The sequence below is a fragment of the Sphingomonas sp. QA11 genome (genome assembly GCF_028473665.1).
GTDB lineage: Bacteria > Pseudomonadota > Alphaproteobacteria > Sphingomonadales > Sphingomonadaceae > Sphingomonas > Sphingomonas phytovorans.
The window spans coordinates 540,650-561,176 of record NZ_CP098774.1 but is presented as its reverse complement, the minus strand read 5'-3'; the positions used below and the strand labels follow the sequence as shown (position 1 = coordinate 561,176).

The window sequence follows — 20,527 nt, the reverse complement described above, 5'->3', positions numbered from 1 at the left end:
CGGAATATCCAAATCCGACGGCCGATGTGCCGCGATTCAATATGCGTGTCTCGCTTGGGATGTGACCGGCGGGTCAAGCGCGGATGAACGGCAGGCAGGAACCGGACGGCGCCCGGGCGTCCGAATTTTCGTGCCGGCATTTCCCGCCATAGCGGTTTGGCGCGCCCAAAGCATCGAGCCTGCGACGCGGCATTCCGCCGCAGGGGGTTTCTCGTCATGCGTCGTCGTTCGGCTATCACCTTGCTGCTGTCAGGTATCGCGCTTGCCCCGGCATCCGCTTGCCTTGCCGCTCCGGCAGCGGCTGCGTCCCGCACAATCGCGCTCGATATTCCGGCATCCGACCTGACCGTTGCCCTGAATGAGGTCGGACGCCAGGCGGGGATCCAGATATCCTTCCCGTTCGATCGCGCTTCCGGCCACCATGTGGCGCCGCTGAAGGGCCGGATGACGCCGCTTGATGCCGTGCGCCGGCTCATCGCCGGTACCGCGCTCACCGTGCGGGAGGCGGGCGAAGGCCATATCCTGCTGACCGCCGGGGAGCAGCGAACCAATGCAGCGGCACCGGCCAGCGATGAAGCAGCGTCGAGCGATGGCGACATCGTCGTCACCGGCTTCCGCCTCGCCACCCGCCGCGCGCTGGATACCAAGCGCAAGAGCAGCCAGATCATCGATGCGGTCAGCCAGGACGAGGTGAGCCAGCTCCCGGACGTCAACATCGTCGAAGCCGCGCGGCGCATCCCCGGCATTTCTGTGATGACCGACCGCGATTCGAGCCGCGGTCACGACAATTATCAATATGTCACGATCCGCGGGCTCGACAGCCGCTACAATCTCGTGACCGTCGACGGCGCGCAGATCGCCAGCGCCGACAGCAGCTATCGCGGTGCACAACTCGCCATGCTGCCTGCCTCGCTGGTCAGCGAGATCCAGGCGATCAAGACCGTGACCGCGCAATATGATCCGCACGCGCTCGGCGGCCAGCTCAACCTCGTGACCAAGAGCGCGTTCGACACGGGCACCTCGCTTACCGCGCAGGCAATGGGCGGCTGGACGTCGCAGACCGGGAAGGTCGTTCCCGACAGGAACGCCAATATCCGGGCTGACGCGACCGGCGCGGTCCTGTTCGGCGCGAACCGTGAATTCGGCCTGGTCGTGTCGGGCGAATATCAGCAGCTCCACGCCTCGGCGCTGGCGAACCTGCCGGGGGACACAGCCGGTGCCGGCTGGACCTACTACACCGCCGCGGGCGCAGCGACCGGGGACATCGCCAACTCGACCGGACGCGCCGTGCCCGTGCGCGTGCAGGATTATGCCTTTGATGAGAAACGCGAACGCTACAGCGTCAACGCCAAGCTCGAATATCGTCCGAACGACCGCTTCGGCGTGTCGGTCTTCGGCGGCTATTATCACGAGCTCTCGGACGAGGACCGCTACGAGGCGCTCGCCCTTCCCTCCAGCAGCTACACGCCGGGCGCGTCGGCCGACAAAGGCAAGCTGAACACCGGCAACTACCAGCTCGGCCTCGTTGCCCAGCCGGAAAAGCGCCGTACCTGGCTGGTCAACGGCAACGCGCACTACGACTTCAGCGACACGCTCAAGCTGACCGCCGGCGCGTCGAACTCCCAGGCGCACTACAATGAAGATCGCTGGATGTATAAATGGAACACGGGGATGGTCATCACCCCCAGCTCGGCCGCCACATCCAATCTTCCCGCCTATGGCTATAGCTACCAGAGCGCCAACGGCCAGCCCACGATCGCGCTGAACGATCCGGTGGCGGCCGCAAAGGCCGCCAGCTACGGGCCGCGCTACTGGCGCGACATCGTCTACGACATCGACAACCGGGTACGCGGCCTGCACGGCGAGCTGTCGTGGAATTTCGGCGCCAACGATCGCGGCCTCGGCATCCAGGCCGGCGTCAACCAGACGCTGACTCATGTCGAAAGCCTGCTCAACTATCGCGAATGGTTTGCGAAGGATGCCGCCTCGGCGGCGCTGATCGGCAATCTCGACCAATATTCGCAATCGACCGTACTGACTCCGCTTTCCGCGCCGGGCGTCAACTTCTACCTGATCGACGCGGCCAAGGCGAAGGCAGTGCTGCTCAACCATCCCGAATGGTTCCGCCAGTCGACGGCGCGCGTCGCCGACGGCAACAACGCTTTCTACGAACTGCGCGAATCCATCACGGCCGGCTATGGCCAGCTCCGCTGGCAGGGCGATGCCCTGAACCTGCAGGCCGGACTTCGGTACGACAGCACCTCGGTCGGCGTGACGACTCATCTCAACGGCGGCAGCGCGCTGGTGTCGCGCCAGCGCAGCTATGCCTATGCCCTGCCATCAGCGGTGGCGACATGGAACGTCACGAGCGCGGTCAAGCTGCGCGGCGGCATCAGCGAGACGATCGGCCGCCCCGATTACGGCCAATATGGCGCGACCACGACCATGTCGCTCGATCTTTCATCGACGCTCACTCCGCTGACGATCAACCAGGGCAACCCCGATCTGAAGCCACGCCGTTCCTGGAACTACGACCTGTCGGGCGAATGGTATCTCGGCGCGGGCGGGCTCCTCTCGGTGGCCCTGTTCTATAAGGACATCCACGACGAGATCTTCACCAAGTCGACAGTCGGAACCGGCGTCTATACCGATGGCGTAACCTATGGCGCGACGATCACCCAGCCGGTCAACGCCTCACGCGCCGCAGTGAAGGGCGCTGAGATACAGATCGTCAAGGACAGGCTCGATTTCCTGCCGGGCCCGCTCGCCAATCTCGGCGTGTCGCTCAACGCCACCTGGCTCGACGGCCATTTCGACTTCGTGTCGACCAACGGCGCCACTCGCCGGATCGACGCGCTCTTCAACCAGCCGAACCATATCTACAACGCAACGCTCTTCTATGTGGACGGCCCGTTCAGCCTGCGGGCTGCGTTCAACCGGATCGGCGCATCCCCAGTGTCGGTCGATTCGCAGTTCAGCTGGCGTGATATCTGGGCGGATTCGCGCGACCAGCTCGATCTGCATGCAAGCTATAACGTGACCCCCTGGCTGCAGGTGATCGGTCAGGTCCAGAACGTGACGAACACAGCGTTCGAAGCACATCTCGGCCAGAATCGGGAGTTGCTGCAGACACGCTATCCAGTGGGCCGCACCGTGTGGTTCGGGCTCGTCTTCAAGCCCGGCGACAGGAAGTGACCGCCGCGTCCTCCGGGCACCGGTGCCCGGAGGACGCCGCCTTCGCGAAAATCACCGGCGTGACCGGATCCTGTCACAGCACCGTATCAATCCAGCCCTAGGGCAGTCGGGAAACATCCAGAATCGAGCATTTCCCCGATCCATGTCCTGGCTTCGCCCGATCGATGCATGGTTCGCATCGTCAGTCCTTCCCCATGAAAGCGAGTTGCTGCGCCAGGCGCGGCGCTGGGCCCTGGACGACGACGAGGCCCGCGACCTGCTGCACGAGGCCTATACCCAGCTTCTCCAGCTCGACCGCTGGGACCAGATCGCCAACCCCGCCGCCTATGCCGTCCGCATCATGCGCAACGCGGCGCTCCAGCGGATGCGCCGCGCGCGGATCGTGCCCATGCGCCAGTTCGCCGCGCTCGAAGAGGCCGAGCACCCCGACCCGGCGCCCGACAGTTTCGCCATCGCGGCGGGCCGCGACGAACTGAGGCGCATGATGACGGCGATCGATGCCCTGCCTCCCTCGTGCCGGCGCGTTGTCCTGTTGCGCAAGTTCGAGGAATTGCCGCCCCGAATAATCGCCGAACGTCTCGGGCTCAGCCTGTCGACGGTGGAGAAGCATCTGTCGCGCGGCATATTGCTGCTGTCTCGAGCCCTGCGCGACCTTCCCATTCCGGTCGATCCAGCCGGTTCGATCGAGACGAGCGACACCACACGACGGCAGGCATGAAGAAAATCGTGTCGTTGGCATGGCGGTTTCGCTTCCGCTAATCATCGGGAGGTGATCGGCATTCCCACGGACATGAGAAGAGCATTTTGACCCTATCGATCGAGCGCCAGGAGCGAATCGAGGCCGAAGCGGCCGATTGGCTCGCCGCACTCGACGCCGGACGCGCCGATCTGGCGGTCTTCGAGGCATGGCGCGCCTCCGACCCTGCCCATGCCCTCGCCTTCATTCGGATGAATGCCGTGTGGCGCGACCTCGATCGCTTGCGCGCTGGCCATTCCGCACATGAACCAGCCGATGCGGCAGCCCCGCCAATCATGGCTGCTCCCCGTATGGCACTGCCGCGGCGCACCGCGATCAAGGCAGCCTTCGGCATGGCCGGGGCGCTGGCGGCGGGTGGCGCCGTCTTCATCGCGAGCCAGGCGGCGGCCCATACCGTGGAAACGGCGGTCGGCGAGCGCAGGCGCTTCTACGTGGCGGATCATACCTGCCTCGACCTCAATACCGGAGGCCGGTTGCGCTGGTGGTTGGCCGAAAGCCAGCTCGAAGTCGAGCTTGAACGGGGCGAACTCGCCCTCGACCTTCCGCAAGGCACCCAGCCCTGCACGCTTCATGTCGGTGCGGCGCGGTTTCGCCTGGGGCCCGGCCGGTTCAACGTACGCTTGCACGCCGGAGAGATCGTCGACCTTGCGACCATCGCCGGCAAGGCCTGGATACTGCCGCTCCATGGCCGTTCCGGGACCGCGCTTGTGGCGGAGCGCCGCAAGCTGGTCGTCACCGATGGCAAACAGCAGGCAAGGCCCCTGTCGGACGGTGAGATCCAGACGCTCTCGGCCTGGCAGGAGGGCGAGATCCTGTTCGACGGCCAGCCCCTGACGGAGGCGATCGCCGAATATAACCGCTACCTGCCAACACCGATCGAGCTGGCACGCGCCGACATGGGCCAGGTACGGCTGGGTGGCCGTTTCCTCACTAACGACCCCAGCGAATTCCTGAAAGCCCTTCGCCTCAATTTCGGCATTCGCGCCGAGGTGCGGCGGGACCGGATCGTCCTGTCGTCCTGACCGGCCCCGTCAGCTTGCGTCGGCAATGCCGGCCCGCCCGGATTCCACCTCAAAGCGCGCAATCGTCGACACGGTGGAATCGGGATTGCGGGCATCGGCCAGGCCGCGAAACAGCACTTCGCTGCCCTTCCCGCTCAAGTCCACCCTGGCATAGCCGCGCACCTCGTTCTCGGCGAAGCGAATCCCGGGGTTCGCTTTAGCCTCTTCACGCCATCCGGGATGGTTGTTGAGCGAGGTGATCGATCCTCCGACGAACTCCGCGGCGACCGGAGTAGCATCGGGATGATCGGGGTGATGGATATCGGTGGCGGTGAAGGCGTGGATATCGCCGCTCAACACCACGGGGTTGGGCGTCTTCGCCTCCGCCCAGCGGCGGAAGATCCGGTCGCGCGCGGCCGGATAGCCTTCCCAGCGATCGGCCGGATGGACGACCGCGCCCTGTTCCGGATGACGCGGATCGATCATCGCGAACGGCGTCATCAGGGTCTGCTGCGCGAGGAAATTCCACTGCGCGCGCGTCTTGCCTAGCGCGTCGAGCAGCCAGCGCTCCTGGACGTCGCCGAGCATCGTACGGGATGTATCGTGGCGCTGCGGGCAATCGAGCACCCCGACCAGATAATCGCGATGCTCAGCGAGCAGTTCCGGCGGCTGGCAGGCGCGGGTGCCGCGAAACTGCCGGTCGTCGATCACCTGGAACTGGGCGAGCGCTCCCCAGTTCAACGTCCGGTAGAGACGTGCATCGGGTCCCGAGGGACGGGCGGCCGCCCGTAGCGGCAGGTGCTCCCAATATACTTGATAGGCCGCCGCACGCCGCGCGAGAAATGCAACGGGATCGCCATTATGCTCGTCCAGCGCACCGGCATAATCATTCGCCACCTCGTGATCGTCCCAGGTGACAATCCACGGCGCGGCGGCATGAGCCGCCTGGAGCAGCGGGTCCATCTTGTAGGTTGCGTAGCGGATCCGATAGCCCGCCACATCGAAGGGTTCGGGATTGAGATGGCGACGGACGCCGCCATTGCCCGGGGCATTCTCATAGATATAGTCGCCGAGGAACAGGATCAGCTCGGGGTCGTCGGCGACGACGTGGCGCCAGGCGGCATAGTGACCGGCCTCGTATTTCTGGCATGAGCCGAAGCAGAAACGGAGGTTGTCGACGATCGCCCCCGGCGCCGGAGCCGTCCGCGTCCTGCCAACCGGACTCGCCACGCCATCGGCGACGAACCGATAAAAATAGGAACGCCCCGGACGCAGGCCCGACACTTCGACATGCACCGAATGGCCGGCCACCGGATCGGCGGCGGCAGTTCCCGACCGGACGACGCGGGCGAATCCTTCATCCTCCGCCACCTGCCAGCGCACCGGGACACGGCGTGGCGGCATGCCGCCCCCGGCCTCAAGCGGGTGCGGCGCGAGACGCGTCCACAGGACCATCCCGTCAGGTGACGGCTCACCCGATGCCACGCCGAGCGTGAAAGGCGTATCGCTGCCGAGCAGAACGCCGGCGCGTGCGGAGAAAGTCAACAAAGCGGGCGCGGCGATCGCACCGGCCTTCAGGATATCCCGACGAGTCTTACGAAGCACTGGCACCCCACACATCCGCGACCGTGAAAAGGCGAGCCGCCCTGAGTCTCTCGCCTCCGATTGTGACGTGCTCGCGACATACCCGGGTCCGCGCCTCGGCGCCAGGCGACGATCCGTTCCACGGGCCTGGCTTCACCGTCCGCGGGATATAAATCGCCCTGCGTATTTTACCGCGATTCATTGCCGATGCAGCAAATATCCAGGACAAGCAGGTCGCCTATATCGTTTCCCTGTAATCGTCCCAGGTCTTCAATCCGAAAATCATGATACTCCACATTGTCATCGAAGCAAGGACTTGCGGCAGTCGGTGGCTTATCGCATGCTGCTGGCTTCTGGTAAAAGGCAAAAACACGCAACCTCGATTTGCCGGTATCAGGCCGGCTGCCTGAACTTGCCGTAGTCGTGTCATTCACAATTGGTAAGATATTCCGAATCCTGTGTCGCGGGACGTGAAAGAGGGGGAAGAATGCAGCCGGCGGAGGTCGATACCTTATTGTTCTCGATGGGTGTACGGCAGCGTTTTACCCAGGACACTCCGATTCTTCCTGAAGTCTGGTATGCTTATGCCGCGACGCCGGACCAGCGGCACGACCTGTTGATCACGCCGCTCAACACCGATTCGGCCAATCGCCTGCTGCGGGAAATATTGGAAGCGCCCGGCGACACCGACCTGATCGCGACATGCCCCGCGGCGTTGCGAGGCTTCGTCGCGATGCGCCTGACGTTCGATGAATTCTGCCAGCTTATCCTGCCGCGCACGCATTGGGCCAAGGCCGCCGTCGCGCTTGCGCGGCGCAACGACTATCGCGAGGGCTGGTTGCACCTCGTGTTCGAGCGCAGTCGTCGTCTGGCCGTTTCTGAATCGCCCCGCGACAAGGAGATGTCGGATTTCGAAATAGGTCGAATTGCCGTGTTGATTGGCGCAATCCTGGCCGACCGCGAAGCCTTGCGCACCGGACCTGCAAAGCCCCGGGATGGCGATTTTTTCTCCGCAAGCTTCAGCAACGCCGAAAAGCTGATCGCACACCTTGCCGATGCACCCGCGACGGGCGCGATCTGGCGCGTGGCGATGAACCGGCCGCTCGACCTTTCGGACGAGCAGGCCCGCAGCACGGTCAAGGCAGATGCAGCATTCCGTGTCTTCGAGGTCAAATGTGCTGATATCTGCTGGGCGGTCATCGATTCCGGCATCGACGCCGGTCACCCGGCCTTCAACGACGGCGGCACCTCCCGTATTTCAGGCGCCTATGATCTCACCAGCCTTCGCCCGCTGTTGAACGCCGCCTATCGGACCAATCCGGCGAACAATCCGCAACTGGCCCGATGCTGCGCCGCCGCAGGCGTTACGATCGCCGATGGAGTTGAACTCCTCACCGCGATCTACCGCGCCCTAGATACCGACACGATGGACTGGTCCTCGATCGAACGGCTCATCCGATTGCAGGATCCGTCTCCACCGACCGATGGCCATGGTACCCATGTCGCGGGCATCATCGGCGCCAATTGGCGCGACGAGGATGGCGAACCCATCGTCATCGGGCTTTGCCCTGACATTCATCTGCTCGATCTTCGTATTATCGCGCCCGCACCGGACGAGGGAGAGACCGCCGAGGAAGACACCGAATTCGCGGTGATCAGCGCTCTCCAGTTCGTCCGCTATCTTAATGGGCGTAACGAACATATCGCGGTTCACGGCGTCAATCTGAGCCTTTCCATTCCCCACGCAGTCGAAAACTACGCCTGTGGAAGAACGCCGATCTGCGATGAATGCGAACGGCTGGTCGGGGCCGGCGTGACCGTCGTCGCCGCGGCCGGCAATAACGGCTATCAGGGTTTCGCCACGGCGAAGGGACTCTATCGCGGCTATGCGACGTTGAGCATCACTGATCCAGGCAACGCCGATTCAGTGATCACGGTCGGTTCCACGCACAAACGCGAACCCCATACTTTTGGCGTCTCCTATTTCTCGAGCCGGGGGCCAACCGGCGACGGACGCCTGAAACCCGATCTGGTCGCGCCGGGCGAGCGTATCAGGAGCACGCTCCCCGGCGGCGAGTACGGACCGCTCGATGGAACCAGCCAGGCGACACCGCACGTCAGCGCGGCGGCCGCCATGCTGATGGCCCGCTTTCCCGAGTTGATCGGGCAACCACGGCAGATCAAGCAACTGCTGTGCGAGAGCGCGACCGACCTCGGCCGCGAGCGCGCTTTCCAGGGACATGGTCTGCTCGACACGTTGCGCGCCCTTCAATCCTACTAAAGGAGCCTATCGATGGAGCATTTCACGCTGGAACCCCTGGCCGCGCGTCATGGCGATTGCCTGCTGCTGCATTACGGTCCGGCGACCGCACCGGGCACGATCCTGATCGATGGGGGCCCCTCCCAGGTCTATGGCAAGACGCTCAAGCCCCGGCTGAAGACGCTGAAGGCAAAGCGCCCCGGCAGCGCCTTCGCGATCGACCTGCTGGTCGTCAGCCATATCGACGATGATCATATTCGTGGCATCATCGACTTCACCGAAGACTGGCGCGACGCGAAGACCGATCACCGGCCCTGGGACTGGCCAGTACGCCAGCTCTGGCACAACAGCTTCGAGCGGATCGCCGGCGGCAATCCCAATGATGTCAGGGCATCGGTATTCGCCTCTTTCGGCACGCAGAGTTTCGGCGACATCGCTGCTCTCGATACGGATAATGAAGACGAGCACGCGGCGATCAAGATATTGGCGAGTGTCGGCCAGGGCGCACAGTTGCGTAATGACACGAAATTGCTCGATATTCCGACGAATCAGGGATTTGACGGCCTGGTCCAGCCGGGTGCAGACCCTAGCCAGCCCGTTCCGTTCGGGGATCAGCTTCGGCTTCATGTCGTTGGCCCATTGCCCGACCAGCTCAAGGCGCTACGCGACAAGTTCGCCCAGGAATTACCCAAGGGGCCGGCTGCGTCGCTCGCGGCCTATTCGGACACGTCTATCCCGAACCTGTCGAGCATCGTTCTGCTGGCCACGTATCGCGACAAGTCGATGCTCCTCACCGGAGATGCCCGCGGGGACTATATCCTGACCGGGCTTGGGAATGCCGGGTTGCTCGATCAGGGCAGGCTGCATGTCGACATCCTCAAGATGCAGCACCATGGCAGCGACCGGAATATGGCTGGGGAATTCTTCGAGCGCGTGACGGCGGATCACTATGTCGCGTCGGCTAGCGGCAAATATGAGAATCCGGATCGCGCGACGTTCGAGATGCTGGTCAGGGCGCGGCCAAAGGAGGATCGCTATACCATCCACCTGACCGGCGAAGTGGCCGATATCGACCTGCTCCGCGCGAAGGAACGCGCCACCACGCGTGATCAACAGGCCAGGGATCACAAGCCATTGTCACCTCAGTGGGACGACGGCGCAGACAGCCTCGCGGCATTCTTCTCTCACGCCGCGCAGGACGGGTATAAATTCACGGTGCAGACGCCGGCGCTTCACCCGGCGCCGATCGATCTCCTTGATCCGATCGGCTTTTGAGCCGCGCCGACGGAATGGGTCATAGCTCCCTGCGCGTTGCCGCGATGGGGACGGCTACCTATCTTAAGCTGTGATCGCTGATGTGACGGGTGCGACAGCCATCCGCACGTTGCGCAGGAGGATTTGATGGAACAGGCCGACGCTCCGCGAACCGACTCACCGCTGCCGGACGATCCGAAGCCGCCTGCCGATCTCGACCGCTGGCTCGACGAGGCGCTGGAAGATACTTTCCCCGCCAGCGACCCCGTCGCGCCCCGAAAGGTGACGAAGGTCACTCCGGCTCGAAATTATGCAGGATCACCGGACGAGGGTTAAACGGAATGCGCGTCGACATCGGCGCCAGCGGGCTGTTGCCGGCGCGGTGCCAGCGACCCTTGGCAGCGGTGACGATGTCGCCCTGGTCAGCCTCGAAATAGGGGAAGCCCTCAATCTGATAGCCGATCCTGCCTTCCATGATGAACCAGAACTCGGTCCAGTCGACATGGAAATGCCCCTTGTTGGTCGCCGGCGGTACCGGCTGCGCCTTGCCGCGCAGGATGTTCGAGGTGAAATGATCGTCCCACACGAACTTGCCGTTATACGTCTTGTCGCCGACCGCGATGTCCTTTTGGAAATCGACCCAGATCGGGTTGCTCGTCCCGCCCGTGGCGATCGTCGCGGGCCCCGGATTGCCGCGCACCTTCACATAGGTGCGGCCCGGATAGGCCTCCGGCGTTTCGGATAGCGGGAAGAGCGGCGGCGAGCCGGCTTGGCGCACCTCGAAGCGCAGCGACGGCTTATCGCCCACCGTCTCGATCGTATAGAGATGGCGGAACGGCACGCTGACCATGAAGCCCTTGGTCGCGACAAACGGCTCGACGCCGTCGATCGTCACCTTCATCGATCCGTCCTGCACGATCCAGGCGACCCGGTCGTCGGCGTACATGCGCGCCTTGGTCTTCTTGCCGGCGCCCAGCGAGATATAGTCCGCATCCTGTTCCTGGTTGCGAACGATCGGCTGGACCCAGTCAGTCCTGCCACGGTGCGCGGCGAGGATTTCGGACAGTTTCCAATGAACCTTGTTCGGCGCCACATAGGGGGTTGGTCTGGTCGGCTTCGCCGACCAGTAGTTCTCGGCGATCTTCGGCGCGGCGGGCATTGGTTCGGTCTGCGGCACGAACTGCGCAGCGGCCACGCAGGCAGTCGAGACCGCGACCATAGCCGCACCAAGATAGAACAGGACCTTCATCGCATTCCCCCTCCAACGGCGTTGTCCGCCCTTGGAGGCAGGATGCATGATATCAATATTGCATGCAAGATGCCCGTACGTCGTCGACGAAAGATCAGGCGCCCCGGTCGAGCATCCTGATGATGCCGGAAAAATCCAGCCCGCCCTGCCCTTCGTCCGCGAACTTCTCGTAGAGTTCGGCCGCCTTCGCGCCCATCGGCGTATCGGCGTGCGCCCCCGCCGCCGCTTCCATGGCGAGGCGCAGGTCCTTGAGCATCAGCGCTGTCGCGAAGCCGCCCTGATAGTCATGATCGGCCGGCGTGTCCGGGCCGACGCCGGGCAGCGGGGCGTAGCTGGTCATCGACCAGCTCTGGCCCGACGAGACCGAGGAGATATCGAAGAATTTCTGCGGATCGAGCCCGAGCTTCCGCGCAAGCAGGAAAGCCTCGCATGTCGCGACCATGGTCGCGCCGAGCAGCATGTTGTTGGCGATCTTCGCGGTCTGGCCGGTGCCGCTTGGGCCGGCATGGATCACCGCCTTGCCCATGTCGGACAGGAAAGGCTCGGCCCGGTCGAACGCCTCCGCGCTGCCGCCGACCATGAAGGTGAGCGTGCCGGCATTGGCCGCACCGATGCCGCCGGAAACGGGCGCGTCGACCGCCGTCAGGCCCCTGGCCAGCGCTGCTTCGCCGACGCGCTTGGCGGTGGCGACGTCGATCGTCGAACAGTCGATCAGGATCGCCGAGGCGGGCGCGGTGCCGAACAGGCTCTCGGTATAGACCTGCTCCACATGCTTGCCGGCGGGCAACATGGTGATGATCGCCTCGGCACCGTCGGCCGCTTCTTGCGCGCTGGCGACGGGCAGGCAGCCCGCTGCCTTCGCACGCTCCAGCGCTTCCGCGGAGAGATCGAAGGCGCGAACGTCATGCCCCTTCTTCGCGAGGTTCGCGGCCATGCCGCCACCCATGTTGCCGAGGCCAATGAATCCTACGCGTGCCATGTTATTTTCCCGTCCAGTTACCGGGGCGCTTCTCCACGAACGCCGCCATGCCTTCCTTCTGATCCGCCGTGCCGAACAGGCCGTGAAACAGGCGCCGCTCGAACTGCACGCCCATGGCAAGCCCCGTTTCGAACGCCGCGTTGACCATCTCCTTGTTGGCCTTGATGGCAAGCGGCGCCATCGACGCGATCGTGGCAGCGGTCTTCACCGCTTCCTCGACCAGGTCGGCAGCGGGGACGATGCGGCTGACGAGACCAGCGCGTTCAGCCTCCTCGGCGCCCATCATCCGGCCGGTCAGGCACATCTCCATCGCCTTCGCCTTGCCCACCGCACGCGTCAGACGCTGCGAGCCACCCATGCCGGGGCCGACGGCCAGCTTGATCTCGGGCTGGCCGAACTTCGCCGTGTCGGCGGCAAGGATGAAGTCGCACATCATCGCCAGCTCACAGCCGCCGCCAAGCGCGAAGCCGGCGACCGCGGCGATGATCGGCTTGCGCGTCGCCGTGAACTTCTCCCAGCCGGCGAAGAAATTGTGACCGTACATCTCGGCAAAGCCCTGGGCCTGCATCTCCTTGATGTCGGCGCCGGCGGCGAAGGCCTTTTCGTTGCCGGTGACGACGGCACAGCCCTGGCTTTCATCGGCATCGAACGCGGCCGTCGCGGCGATCAGGTCGGCGAGCACCCGGCTGTTGAGCGCGTTCAACGCCTGGGGCCGGTTGAGCGTGATCAGCGTGACGGCGCCGCGCTGTTCGACGAGGAGGGTTTCATACTCTACCATGGAAGGTTCCTTATGCGGGAGTCCACGCCTCGCCATCGGGCAAGGGCGCGAAGATCTGGTCGATGACGTGATCGGTGACGCCTTCTGGCGTCGGCGGATCCCATCGCGGCGCATTGTCCTTGTCGACAATGACCGCGCGGACACCTTCGAGGAAATCGTGGCGCTGCACGACATGCGCGCCGACGGCATATTCCTGGCGCATCTCGTCCTCGAAGGTCGGCATCATCGCGCCTTCGTGGAGCAAGCGCAGCGAGACCTTCATCGTCTGCGGCGATTTCGTGCGCAAGGTGGCGAGTTGAGCTTGGGCCCATTCGCCGGGATCAGCCTCCAGCGCGGCGAAGATTTCCTCCAGCACGTCGGACGCGAACAGCCGGTCGATCGCGTCGCGATGCGCCAGGATGCGAGCATCCGGGGCCGGCGCCGACAGCTCATCGAGAATCACGGCGATCCGCTGGGGCTCCGCGGCGATACGGGCCTTGACCTCGTCCAGCCGGTCGCTCGGCAGGTATTGGCTGGCCAGGCCCAGCGCGAGGCACTCAGCGCCATCGAGACGATGGCCGGTCAGCGCGAGATATTGCCCGATGCGACCCGGCAAGCGCGAGAGATACCAGCCGCCGCCGACATCCGGGAACAGGCCGATCCCGGTTTCAGGCATGGCGAACCGGGTATTCTCCGTCGCCACGCGATATTTCGCCGGCTGCGACAGGCCGACGCCACCGCCCATGGTGATGCCGTCCATAAAAGCCACGATCGGCTTGGCATAGGTGAACAGCCGGTGATTCATCCGGTATTCGGTGTGAAAGAATTCCCGTGCTTCAACACCATCCTTCGCACCGCTTTCCGCCAGCATGCGGATATCACCGCCTGCGCAGAAACCACGACCCTCGGCATGGTCGATCAGCACCGCCTCGACATCGGGATCGGTGCGCCATGCATCCAGCGCATCGAGGATCGCGACGCACATCGCGGTATTGAGCGCATGGATCGCCTTGGGCCGATTGAGCCGGATACGCGCAGCCTTGCCGTCGTGCTGGGTGAGGACGTCGTTGGTCATTGCCGTGTCAGGTCCCGGCCGACGATCATCCGCATCACCTGGTTGGTGCCCTCCAGGATCGAATGGACGCGCAGGTCGCGCCAGAAGCGTTCGATCGGATAGTCCATCAGATAGCCGTAGCCGCCATGGAGCTGCAACGCGCGGTCGGCCACTGACGATCCGGTGTCAGTGGCGAGGCGCTTGGCCATCGCCGCGAACTTGGTCTTGTCGGGCGCGTTGGCCGTCACCTTGGCCGCCGCCATGTACAGCAGCGCCCGCGCCGCCTCGAGTTCAGTCGCCATGTCGGCGAGCATGAACTGGGTGTTCTGGAAATCGGCGATGGCAGTGCCGAACTGCTTGCGGTCCTTGGTGTACTTGATCGCCTCGTCGAGGCAGCGCTGCGCACCGCCGAGCGAGCAGGCGCCGATGTTCAGGCGCCCCCCGTCAAGGCCCATCATCGCGATGCGGAACCCCTCGCCCTCGGCGCCGACCAGATTCTCCCTGGGCACGCGGACGCCGTCGAACATCACCTGAGCGGTCGGCTGCGAATGCCAGCCGAGCTTGCGCTCGTTCGCGCCGAAGCTGACGCCGGCCATGCCCTTCTCGATCACCAGGCACGAGATGCCCTTGGGCCCCTCCTCGCCGGTGCGGACCATGGTGACGTAGATCTCGTTCTCGCCGCCGCCCGAGATGAACTGCTTGGAACCGGTCACGATATAGTCGTCGCCGTCCCTGACCGCTCTCGTCTTGAGCGCAGCGGCGTCCGAGCCCGAGCCGGGCTCGGTCAGGCAATAGCTGGCGATCTCGTCCATCGTGACGAGGCGGGGGAGGTATTTGTCCTTCACCGCCTGGCTGCCGAAGCGGTCGATCATCCAGGACGCCATGTTGTGGATCGAGATGAAGGCCGAGGTGGAGGCGCAGCCATAGGCCATCGCCTCCATGATCAGCGCCGATTCCAGCCGGCCGAGATTGATGCCGCCACTTTCCTCCGAGACGTAGATCGAGGCGAAGCCGAGCTCGGCCGCCGCCTTGATCGTCTCGCGCGGGAAGATGTGCTTCTCGTCCCATTCGGCGGCGAAGGGCGTGATGCGGTCAGCGGTGAACTTGCGCGCGAGATCCTGGATCTCGCGCTGGTCGTCGGTAATGTCGAATTGCTGGGTCATGCGGGTGTTCCTGAGAGAAAAGTCTAGGCGGCCTTGGCAGTGAGGTCTGGGCAGGCGCGATGCGGGTCCTTGCGCCGGATGCGGCATTCCCGACGCGCGCCGCCGAACGCCGCCACAGCCGGAGGCTGGTGCATCACGCGATCGTTGAACAGCGCACCGGCGATGCGGGCGTCGTTGCGGCCGTACCAGCGCGGACCGGGGATGCTCTTTGCCCACGCGATCGCCTCGGACAACGTACCGTTCGAGGTCGGGACGTTGGGCTCGCTGTGATAGATCGGGTCGCGATAGGCCGCATCGGCCGTCACGATCCGCCACCCGTTGTTACGCAGCGCCTCGACAAGATCGCCGATATAGCGTGCGGCGAGATCGGTCTCATGCAGCAGCATCATGTGCGCGGGCGAACGCCCGATGGCCTTGCGCATCAGCGCATCGGAGAATTCCGCCGACTGAAGCATCGTCTCGATATAGAGGTCGTGGAGCGCATCCTCGTCGATCGGCTTGCCCGCCCTCGCCGCCTCCAGCGTCAAGCGTTCGAGATACCAGTCCGATCCGTCGATCGTCACCGCGCCAACCAGAAGCCCCCGCGCCTTCAGTCCGTCAAGCACCGCGCGACGCTTGGCCCGATCCGCGCCACCCTGGTTGAGCCCGGGAAAACGGAACCAGGGACGATAGCCCGGCTGATGCTTCAACCATGCCTCGGCCTGGTCGACATCCGCGAGGAACGCCGCGGCCGGCACCGCCGCGAGGCTGCGGTGCGAGAAGCTGTGATCGGCCAGCACATGCCCGGCGGCGGCATAGGCCTCGATCAGATCGAGCGACCCGTCCTTCGCGCCGACGCGGCCTGGATTGACGAAGAAGGCCGCCTGAGTGACGCCCGATGCCCTGAGCGCGGCGATCAGGCGCTCGGTGCGCTCCTCCCTCGAATAGAAGGCGCCGGGCGCGCGGGGGATATCGTCGAAGCTGAGGGCGATCGTCTTTTGTGGCTGAGGGGCCTTCCCGATGGAACGAGGCGCGTCGACGGCGCCGCCGATCGGCAGCATCACGCCGACGAGCGCAACGACGGCCAGAAGCGCCCGCACCGCGATCATCTCAGCATCCCCGTTCATCATTTCCGGACACTGCAAGGGGTCTATCGCGCTTGTTGGAGAATTCCCACAGGCGCGATGGACGGGGTTTCGCGGCCGGGCCATAACGGTACCGATATGACGCGGCTGATGCTTCTGGACACGGTGATGCGGATGCTGGCGATCGGCCAGTTGCTGCTGATCGCGCTGGTGATCGGGCGCGGGCGCGCGCCGAGGCCGATCCGCATCGCGACGGCGATGCTGCTGCTTGGCGTATGCTGCTACCTGACGCTGGCGACTCACCTGTTCCGGCCGACCGAAGGGCCGTTCTGGGCGGTCGTCCAGCTCATGGCGCAGTCGGTGCCGCTGCTGCTGTGGATCTTCTCGCACCTGCTGTTCGAGCGCGCGATCGACCGGCGGGCGCTGATCGCCGGCATCGCGGTGACCGTCGGATGCTGGGCCTGCTTCTTCTTCACCCGCTATGCCGGGCTGGACCTGGCCATTGCGATCGCTTCGATTCAACGGGGCGTTTCGCTCATTCTGGCAGGCCATGCGATCCTGATCGCGATTCGCGAGCGGGGCGACGACCTGATCGAGAAGCGCCGCCAGCTTCGCGTCGGGTTCGTGATCGTGGTGGGAACGCTCGCGTTCGTCGTGGTCGCGCTGGAGATGCTCTTCGGTTTTCGCACCACGGGGCCCGAGATCGCGATCCCGCAGGCTGCCGCGATCCTGGTTGCGACCACCGCCATGGGTGTCGCCCTGCTGCAGAGCGACCCCGACCTGCTGTTCGATCCCGCCCAGCCCGAACCGGCCCCTGCCCCGAGCTTCAGTCCGTCCGAGCATGTGCTCAATCGCAAGCTCGAAACGGCCATCGCCGAAACCATCTATCGCGAACAGGGCCTGAGCATCGGCGCGCTGGCCGAGCTGCTCGAAACGCCCGAGCACCGGTTGCGCAGCCTGATCAACCAGCGGCTGGGCTATCGCAATTTCTCGGCCTTCCTCAACCACCACCGCATCGGCGAGGCCAAGGCGCTGCTGGTCGATCCGCAGCATGTCGACCTGCCGATCCTGACGATCGCGATGGACCTGGGCTATAGCTCGCTTGCCCCGTTCAACCGGGCTTTTCGCGAGACCGTCGGCCAGTCGCCGAGCGAATATCGCCGCGCCAACATCGTGCGGAATTGAAAAAACGCGATCGATTCCGGAATCGATCGGCATTTTTCGGGCTGGCGCAGCATCGCCGCGCGCCGCCGGATAGGCAGAGGGCCGAACCCAATCGAACGGAGTGGCAATGTGATCGAGACCCTGCAGACCATCGGCGACCATTGGCTGCACAGCTTCACCGTCGAGATGACCCGTTACCTGTTCGGCGCGGCGGGCGTCGCGGTCATCTACTGGCTGCTCCGCCGCTGGACCGCGCCGCGCCGCATCCAGCAGCGCACAGCGACCATGGCCGATCGCCGACGCGAACTGTTGCTGTCCATTCAGACGGTCGCGATCTTCGGCGTGGTCAACCTGATCACCTTCGCGATGATCACGAGCGGCGTGATCACCGTCGCCCGCACGTTCGACGCGGGCATGATCGCGATCCAGCTCGTCGCGATGGTGATCCTGCACGACTTCTGGTTCTACTGGATGCACCGGGGCCTGCATTTGCGCATGATGTTCCGCCGCGCCCATGCCGCCCATCACCAGTCGCGTACCCCGACCTCCTGGGCGTCCTATGCCTTCGCGCCGATCGAATCCGTGTTCGAGGCGCTGTATGTGCCGGTCTTCCTGTTCGTCCTGTCGCGCTTCGGGCCGATGTATCCGCTCGCGGTGTTCATCTTCCTGGGCCACCAGATCGCCCGCAACGCGATCGGCCATTCGGGGCATGAACTGGCCTGGTCCGGCTTTACCCGGTCTCCCTGGACCGGCTGGCTGACCACGACCACCCACCACGACCTCCACCACAGCGAGGGCCGGCACAATTTCGGCCTCTACTTCACCTGGTGGGACCGGTGGATGGGCACCGAGCATCCGAAATATCATGCGCGGTTCGAGAGCGTGGCGGCGCGCGCGATGACGGGGGAAGCCGTTCCGGCGTGAGGGAGGCGGGCGTGCGACGTCATTCCCACGAAAAGAGCATCCGGTATTTACAGCCAGTGCCTTTATCGCCAGCGTGATCGGACAGACCTATCCGGCGGATATACTTGAGATCGGACTTGTTCTTCCTGAACATCGAACTCGACAGATAGGCGACCAGATGGCCCCCGTCGGAGACAACATACAGGGGTTTCGACCCGCCGCCCCGCAACTGGAAGATCTCGATCCCGCCTTCCTTTGATATGCTGCGCACGACATGCTTTGGCCTTGAGGCCCAGTTGATCTCGTCCACGACAATAGCCCCGAACGGCCCCGACCAGATATAGCTGGCGCCGTGGACACCGCCTTCACCAGCAATTATCTGCTCGCCCGGCTGCAGATCTATAACGGAAGCGTAGCCGCAGAATCGACCGGGCCCGACCCACGGTCGAGGCGCTGGCTCTTCCGGCTCGACAGCCGGCGCCGCCTGGAGCGGCACCAACAGCACGAACGCGAGAAGAAAGCCGAGCATCATCTCACCCCATGGTCGGGATAACGAAGGCGTTGGCGGCATCGCCCACACCACCGTCCGGCCAGCGCTGCGTGATCGTCTTGACCTTGGTCCAGAACTTCACGCCTTCCATGCCGTGCTGGTTGGTGTCGCCGAACGCCGAGCGCTTCCAGCCGCCAAAGGTGTGATAGGCGACCGGCACCGGGATCGGCACGTTGATGCCGACCATGCCGACATTGACGCGCGCCGCGAATTCGCGCGCGGCATGGCCGTTGCGGGTGAAGATGGCGACGCCGTTGCCATATTGATGCTCGCTCGGCAGGCGAAGCGCATGTTCGAAATCGTCGGCGCGGACGATCTGCAGCACAGGGCCGAAAATCTCTTCCTTGTACGCCTGCATGTCGGGCGTGACATGATCGAACAGCGACGGGCCGATGAAGAAGCCCTTCTCATGTCCCTGCAATTCGAAGCCGCGGCCATCGACGACCAGTTCGGCGCCCTCGTCGACGCCGGTCTGGATCCAGTTCTCGATACGCTGCTTGTGCGCGGCGTTCACTACCGGGCCGTAATGCGCATCATTGTCGGTCGAGACGCCGACGCGCAGCGCGTCGATCGCCGGGATCAACTTCTCGCGGAGCGCGATGGCGGTCTTCTCGCCGACCGGCACGACAACCGGCAGCGCCATGCAGCGCTCGCCCGCCGAACCGAAGGCGGCACCCGACAGGTCAGCGACGACCTGGTCGAGATCGGCATCGGGCATGACGATGCCGTGGTTCTTCGCCCCGCCCATCGCCTGGACGCGCTTTCCGGCGGCGACGCCGCGCGAGTAGACGTAATGCGCGATGTCGGACGAACCGACGAAGCTGACCGCCGAGATAGCGGGATGATCGAGGATCGCATCGACCATTTCCTTGTCGCCGTGCACGACCTGGAAGATGCCCTCCGGCAGGCCGGCCTCGCGGAATAACTCGCCGAGGCGCACCGGCACCGACGGATCGCGCTCGCTCGGCTTGAGGATGAAGGCGTTGCCGGTCGCGATGGCGACGCCGGACATCCACAGGGGGATCATCGCCGGGAAGTTGAACGGGGTGATGCCGGCACCGATGCCCAGCGGCTGGCGCATCGAATAGACGTCGATGCCAGGGCCTGCACCCTGGGTGTATTCGCCCTTCAGCACATGCGGAATGCCGCAGCAGAACTCGATCACCTCAAGCCCGCGCTGGATATCGCCGCGTGAATCCGCGACGACCTTGCCGTGCTCGGACGAGAGCAGATGCGCCAGCTCGTCCATGTTCTTCTCGACCAGCGCCTTGAAGGCGAACATCACCCGGGCGCGGCGCTGCGGGTTTGTGGCGGCCCATGCCGGCTGGGCCTTTTGCGCGGCGGCGATAGCGGCATCGAGCACCGTCTGGTCACCGAGCTGGACGGTCGCCTGGACCTGACCGGTATTGGGGTTGAACACATCGGCCGTGCGGCCCGAACCGCCACCGGAGAGGCCAGCGACGTGATGATCGATGAGGCGCATGTCGAACCTTCCCAAAACTTTTGTGGTTCTTCCTTACGCTCGGGAATTTTGCAGGCAAGGTGGATGGGGTGCATGTTGGGACTGCAATTATGCAGGACGTGCGGCGTTTG

At 64.5% G+C, this 20,527-nt stretch carries 16 protein-coding genes; 7 read left to right on the top strand and 9 right to left on the bottom strand.

Going from position 1 to position 20,527, the window contains the following annotated elements; all coding sequences use genetic code 11:
- The first annotated feature begins 216 nt into the window (after nt 1–216).
- The 3 genes from NDN01_RS02680 to NDN01_RS02670 all read left to right on the top strand — a co-directional run bounded on the left by NDN01_RS02680 (nt 217) and on the right by NDN01_RS02670 (nt 4,974).
- A complete protein-coding gene (locus tag NDN01_RS02680) occupies nt 217–3,195 on the top strand; it encodes a TonB-dependent receptor (protein ID WP_272625616.1) in 2,979 nt (992 codons plus the stop codon).
- 142 nt (nt 3,196–3,337) lie between these two features.
- On the top strand, nt 3,338–3,913 hold the full coding sequence (locus NDN01_RS02675) for an RNA polymerase sigma factor (RefSeq protein WP_272625614.1): 576 nt from the start codon (nt 3,338–3,340) through the stop codon (nt 3,911–3,913).
- Between the two features lie 86 nt (nt 3,914–3,999).
- The gene (locus NDN01_RS02670) at nt 4,000–4,974 is read left to right on the top strand and encodes a FecR family protein (protein WP_272625612.1); all 975 of its coding nucleotides are present in this window, start codon (nt 4,000–4,002) and stop codon (nt 4,972–4,974) included.
- A gap of 9 nt (nt 4,975–4,983) precedes the next feature.
- Here the strand turns inward: NDN01_RS02670 and NDN01_RS02665 are convergent, their stop codons facing one another.
- Nucleotides 4,984–6,558 (bottom strand): alkaline phosphatase D family protein, encoded by a 1,575-nt coding sequence (locus NDN01_RS02665; protein WP_272625610.1) that lies wholly within the window; start codon nt 6,556–6,558, stop codon nt 4,984–4,986.
- Between the two features lie 466 nt (nt 6,559–7,024).
- Here NDN01_RS02665 and NDN01_RS02660 point away from each other — a divergent pair, with 466 nt between their 5' ends.
- Together NDN01_RS02660 and NDN01_RS02655 are read left to right on the top strand one after the other, a co-directional pair.
- Nucleotides 7,025–8,818, top strand: a complete 1,794-nt coding sequence (locus NDN01_RS02660; protein ID WP_272625607.1) for a S8 family peptidase — start codon at nt 7,025–7,027, stop codon at nt 8,816–8,818.
- 12 nt (nt 8,819–8,830) lie between these two features.
- Nucleotides 8,831–10,072, top strand: coding sequence for a hypothetical protein (locus NDN01_RS02655; RefSeq protein ID WP_272625606.1), 1,242 nt, complete (start codon nt 8,831–8,833; stop codon nt 10,070–10,072).
- A 271-nt stretch (nt 10,073–10,343) separates the two neighbouring features.
- Here the strand turns inward: NDN01_RS02655 and NDN01_RS02650 are convergent, their stop codons facing one another.
- From NDN01_RS02650 to NDN01_RS02625, 6 genes are all read right to left on the bottom strand, one after another.
- Nucleotides 10,344–11,300, bottom strand: a complete 957-nt coding sequence (locus tag NDN01_RS02650) for a hypothetical protein (RefSeq protein ID WP_272625605.1) — start codon at nt 11,298–11,300, stop codon at nt 10,344–10,346.
- Nucleotides 11,301–11,394: 94 nt separating this feature from the next.
- Nucleotides 11,395–12,399 (bottom strand): 3-hydroxyisobutyrate dehydrogenase, encoded by a 1,005-nt coding sequence (gene mmsB / locus NDN01_RS02645; RefSeq protein ID WP_272625603.1) that lies wholly within the window; start codon nt 12,397–12,399, stop codon nt 11,395–11,397.
- Entirely contained in the window at nt 12,281–13,057 is a 777-nt protein-coding gene (locus tag NDN01_RS02640) for an enoyl-CoA hydratase (protein WP_272625601.1), read from the bottom strand. The genes mmsB and NDN01_RS02640 overlap by 119 nt, the downstream gene beginning before the upstream one ends.
- Before the next feature lie 10 nt (nt 13,058–13,067).
- Nucleotides 13,068–14,111: an enoyl-CoA hydratase/isomerase family protein gene (locus NDN01_RS02635; protein WP_272625599.1), complete on the bottom strand. Its 1,044-nt coding sequence runs from the start codon at nt 14,109–14,111 to the stop codon at nt 13,068–13,070.
- The gene (locus tag NDN01_RS02630; protein ID WP_272625597.1) at nt 14,108–15,253 is read right to left on the bottom strand and encodes an acyl-CoA dehydrogenase family protein; all 1,146 of its coding nucleotides are present in this window, start codon (nt 15,251–15,253) and stop codon (nt 14,108–14,110) included. Before NDN01_RS02630 ends, NDN01_RS02635 begins: the two co-directional genes overlap by 4 nt.
- A gap of 23 nt (nt 15,254–15,276) precedes the next feature.
- A complete protein-coding gene (locus NDN01_RS02625; RefSeq protein WP_272625596.1) occupies nt 15,277–16,362 on the bottom strand; it encodes a polysaccharide deacetylase family protein in 1,086 nt (361 codons plus the stop codon).
- 105 nt (nt 16,363–16,467) lie between these two features.
- On the opposite strand from NDN01_RS02625, the gene NDN01_RS02620 reads away from it, so the two are divergent.
- Both NDN01_RS02620 and NDN01_RS02615 read left to right on the top strand, forming a co-directional pair.
- Nucleotides 16,468–17,502: an AraC family transcriptional regulator gene (locus NDN01_RS02620; RefSeq protein WP_272625595.1), complete on the top strand. Its 1,035-nt coding sequence runs from the start codon at nt 16,468–16,470 to the stop codon at nt 17,500–17,502.
- A 108-nt stretch (nt 17,503–17,610) separates the two neighbouring features.
- Nucleotides 17,611–18,405, top strand: coding sequence for a sterol desaturase family protein (locus NDN01_RS02615; protein ID WP_272625593.1), 795 nt, complete (start codon nt 17,611–17,613; stop codon nt 18,403–18,405).
- Nucleotides 18,406–18,424: 19 nt separating this feature from the next.
- Here the strand turns inward: NDN01_RS02615 and NDN01_RS02610 are convergent, their stop codons facing one another.
- Complete coding sequence (locus NDN01_RS02610) at nt 18,425–18,916, bottom strand: hypothetical protein (RefSeq protein WP_272625591.1); 492 nt, start codon at nt 18,914–18,916, stop codon at nt 18,425–18,427.
- A gap of 1 nt (nt 18,917) precedes the next feature.
- Complete coding sequence (locus NDN01_RS02605; RefSeq protein WP_272625589.1) at nt 18,918–20,417, bottom strand: CoA-acylating methylmalonate-semialdehyde dehydrogenase; 1,500 nt, start codon at nt 20,415–20,417, stop codon at nt 18,918–18,920.
- Nucleotides 20,418–20,527: the final 110 nt, after the last annotated feature.

Excerpts from the sequence above, each read along its gene's own strand:
- NDN01_RS02620 (WP_272625595.1), top strand. The coding sequence starts at position 16,468 with ATGCTTCTGGACACGGTGATGCGGATGCTGGCGATCGGCCAGTTGCTG.
- NDN01_RS02605 (WP_272625589.1), bottom strand. The coding sequence starts at position 20,417 with ATGCGCCTCATCGATCATCACGTCGCTGGCCTCTCCGGTGGCGGTTCG.
- NDN01_RS02610 (WP_272625591.1), bottom strand. The coding sequence starts at position 18,916 with ATGATGCTCGGCTTTCTTCTCGCGTTCGTGCTGTTGGTGCCGCTCCAG.
- NDN01_RS02655 (WP_272625606.1), top strand. The coding sequence starts at position 8,831 with ATGGAGCATTTCACGCTGGAACCCCTGGCCGCGCGTCATGGCGATTGC.
- NDN01_RS02650 (WP_272625605.1), bottom strand. The coding sequence starts at position 11,300 with ATGAAGGTCCTGTTCTATCTTGGTGCGGCTATGGTCGCGGTCTCGACT.
- NDN01_RS02635 (WP_272625599.1), bottom strand. The coding sequence starts at position 14,111 with ATGACCAACGACGTCCTCACCCAGCACGACGGCAAGGCTGCGCGTATC.
- NDN01_RS02680 (WP_272625616.1), top strand. The coding sequence starts at position 217 with ATGCGTCGTCGTTCGGCTATCACCTTGCTGCTGTCAGGTATCGCGCTT.
- NDN01_RS02675 (WP_272625614.1), top strand. The coding sequence starts at position 3,338 with ATGTCCTGGCTTCGCCCGATCGATGCATGGTTCGCATCGTCAGTCCTT.
- NDN01_RS02660 (WP_272625607.1), top strand. The coding sequence starts at position 7,025 with ATGCAGCCGGCGGAGGTCGATACCTTATTGTTCTCGATGGGTGTACGG.
- NDN01_RS02625 (WP_272625596.1), bottom strand. The coding sequence starts at position 16,362 with ATGATGAACGGGGATGCTGAGATGATCGCGGTGCGGGCGCTTCTGGCC.
- NDN01_RS02640 (WP_272625601.1), bottom strand. The coding sequence starts at position 13,057 with ATGGTAGAGTATGAAACCCTCCTCGTCGAACAGCGCGGCGCCGTCACG.
- NDN01_RS02630 (WP_272625597.1), bottom strand. The coding sequence starts at position 15,253 with ATGACCCAGCAATTCGACATTACCGACGACCAGCGCGAGATCCAGGAT.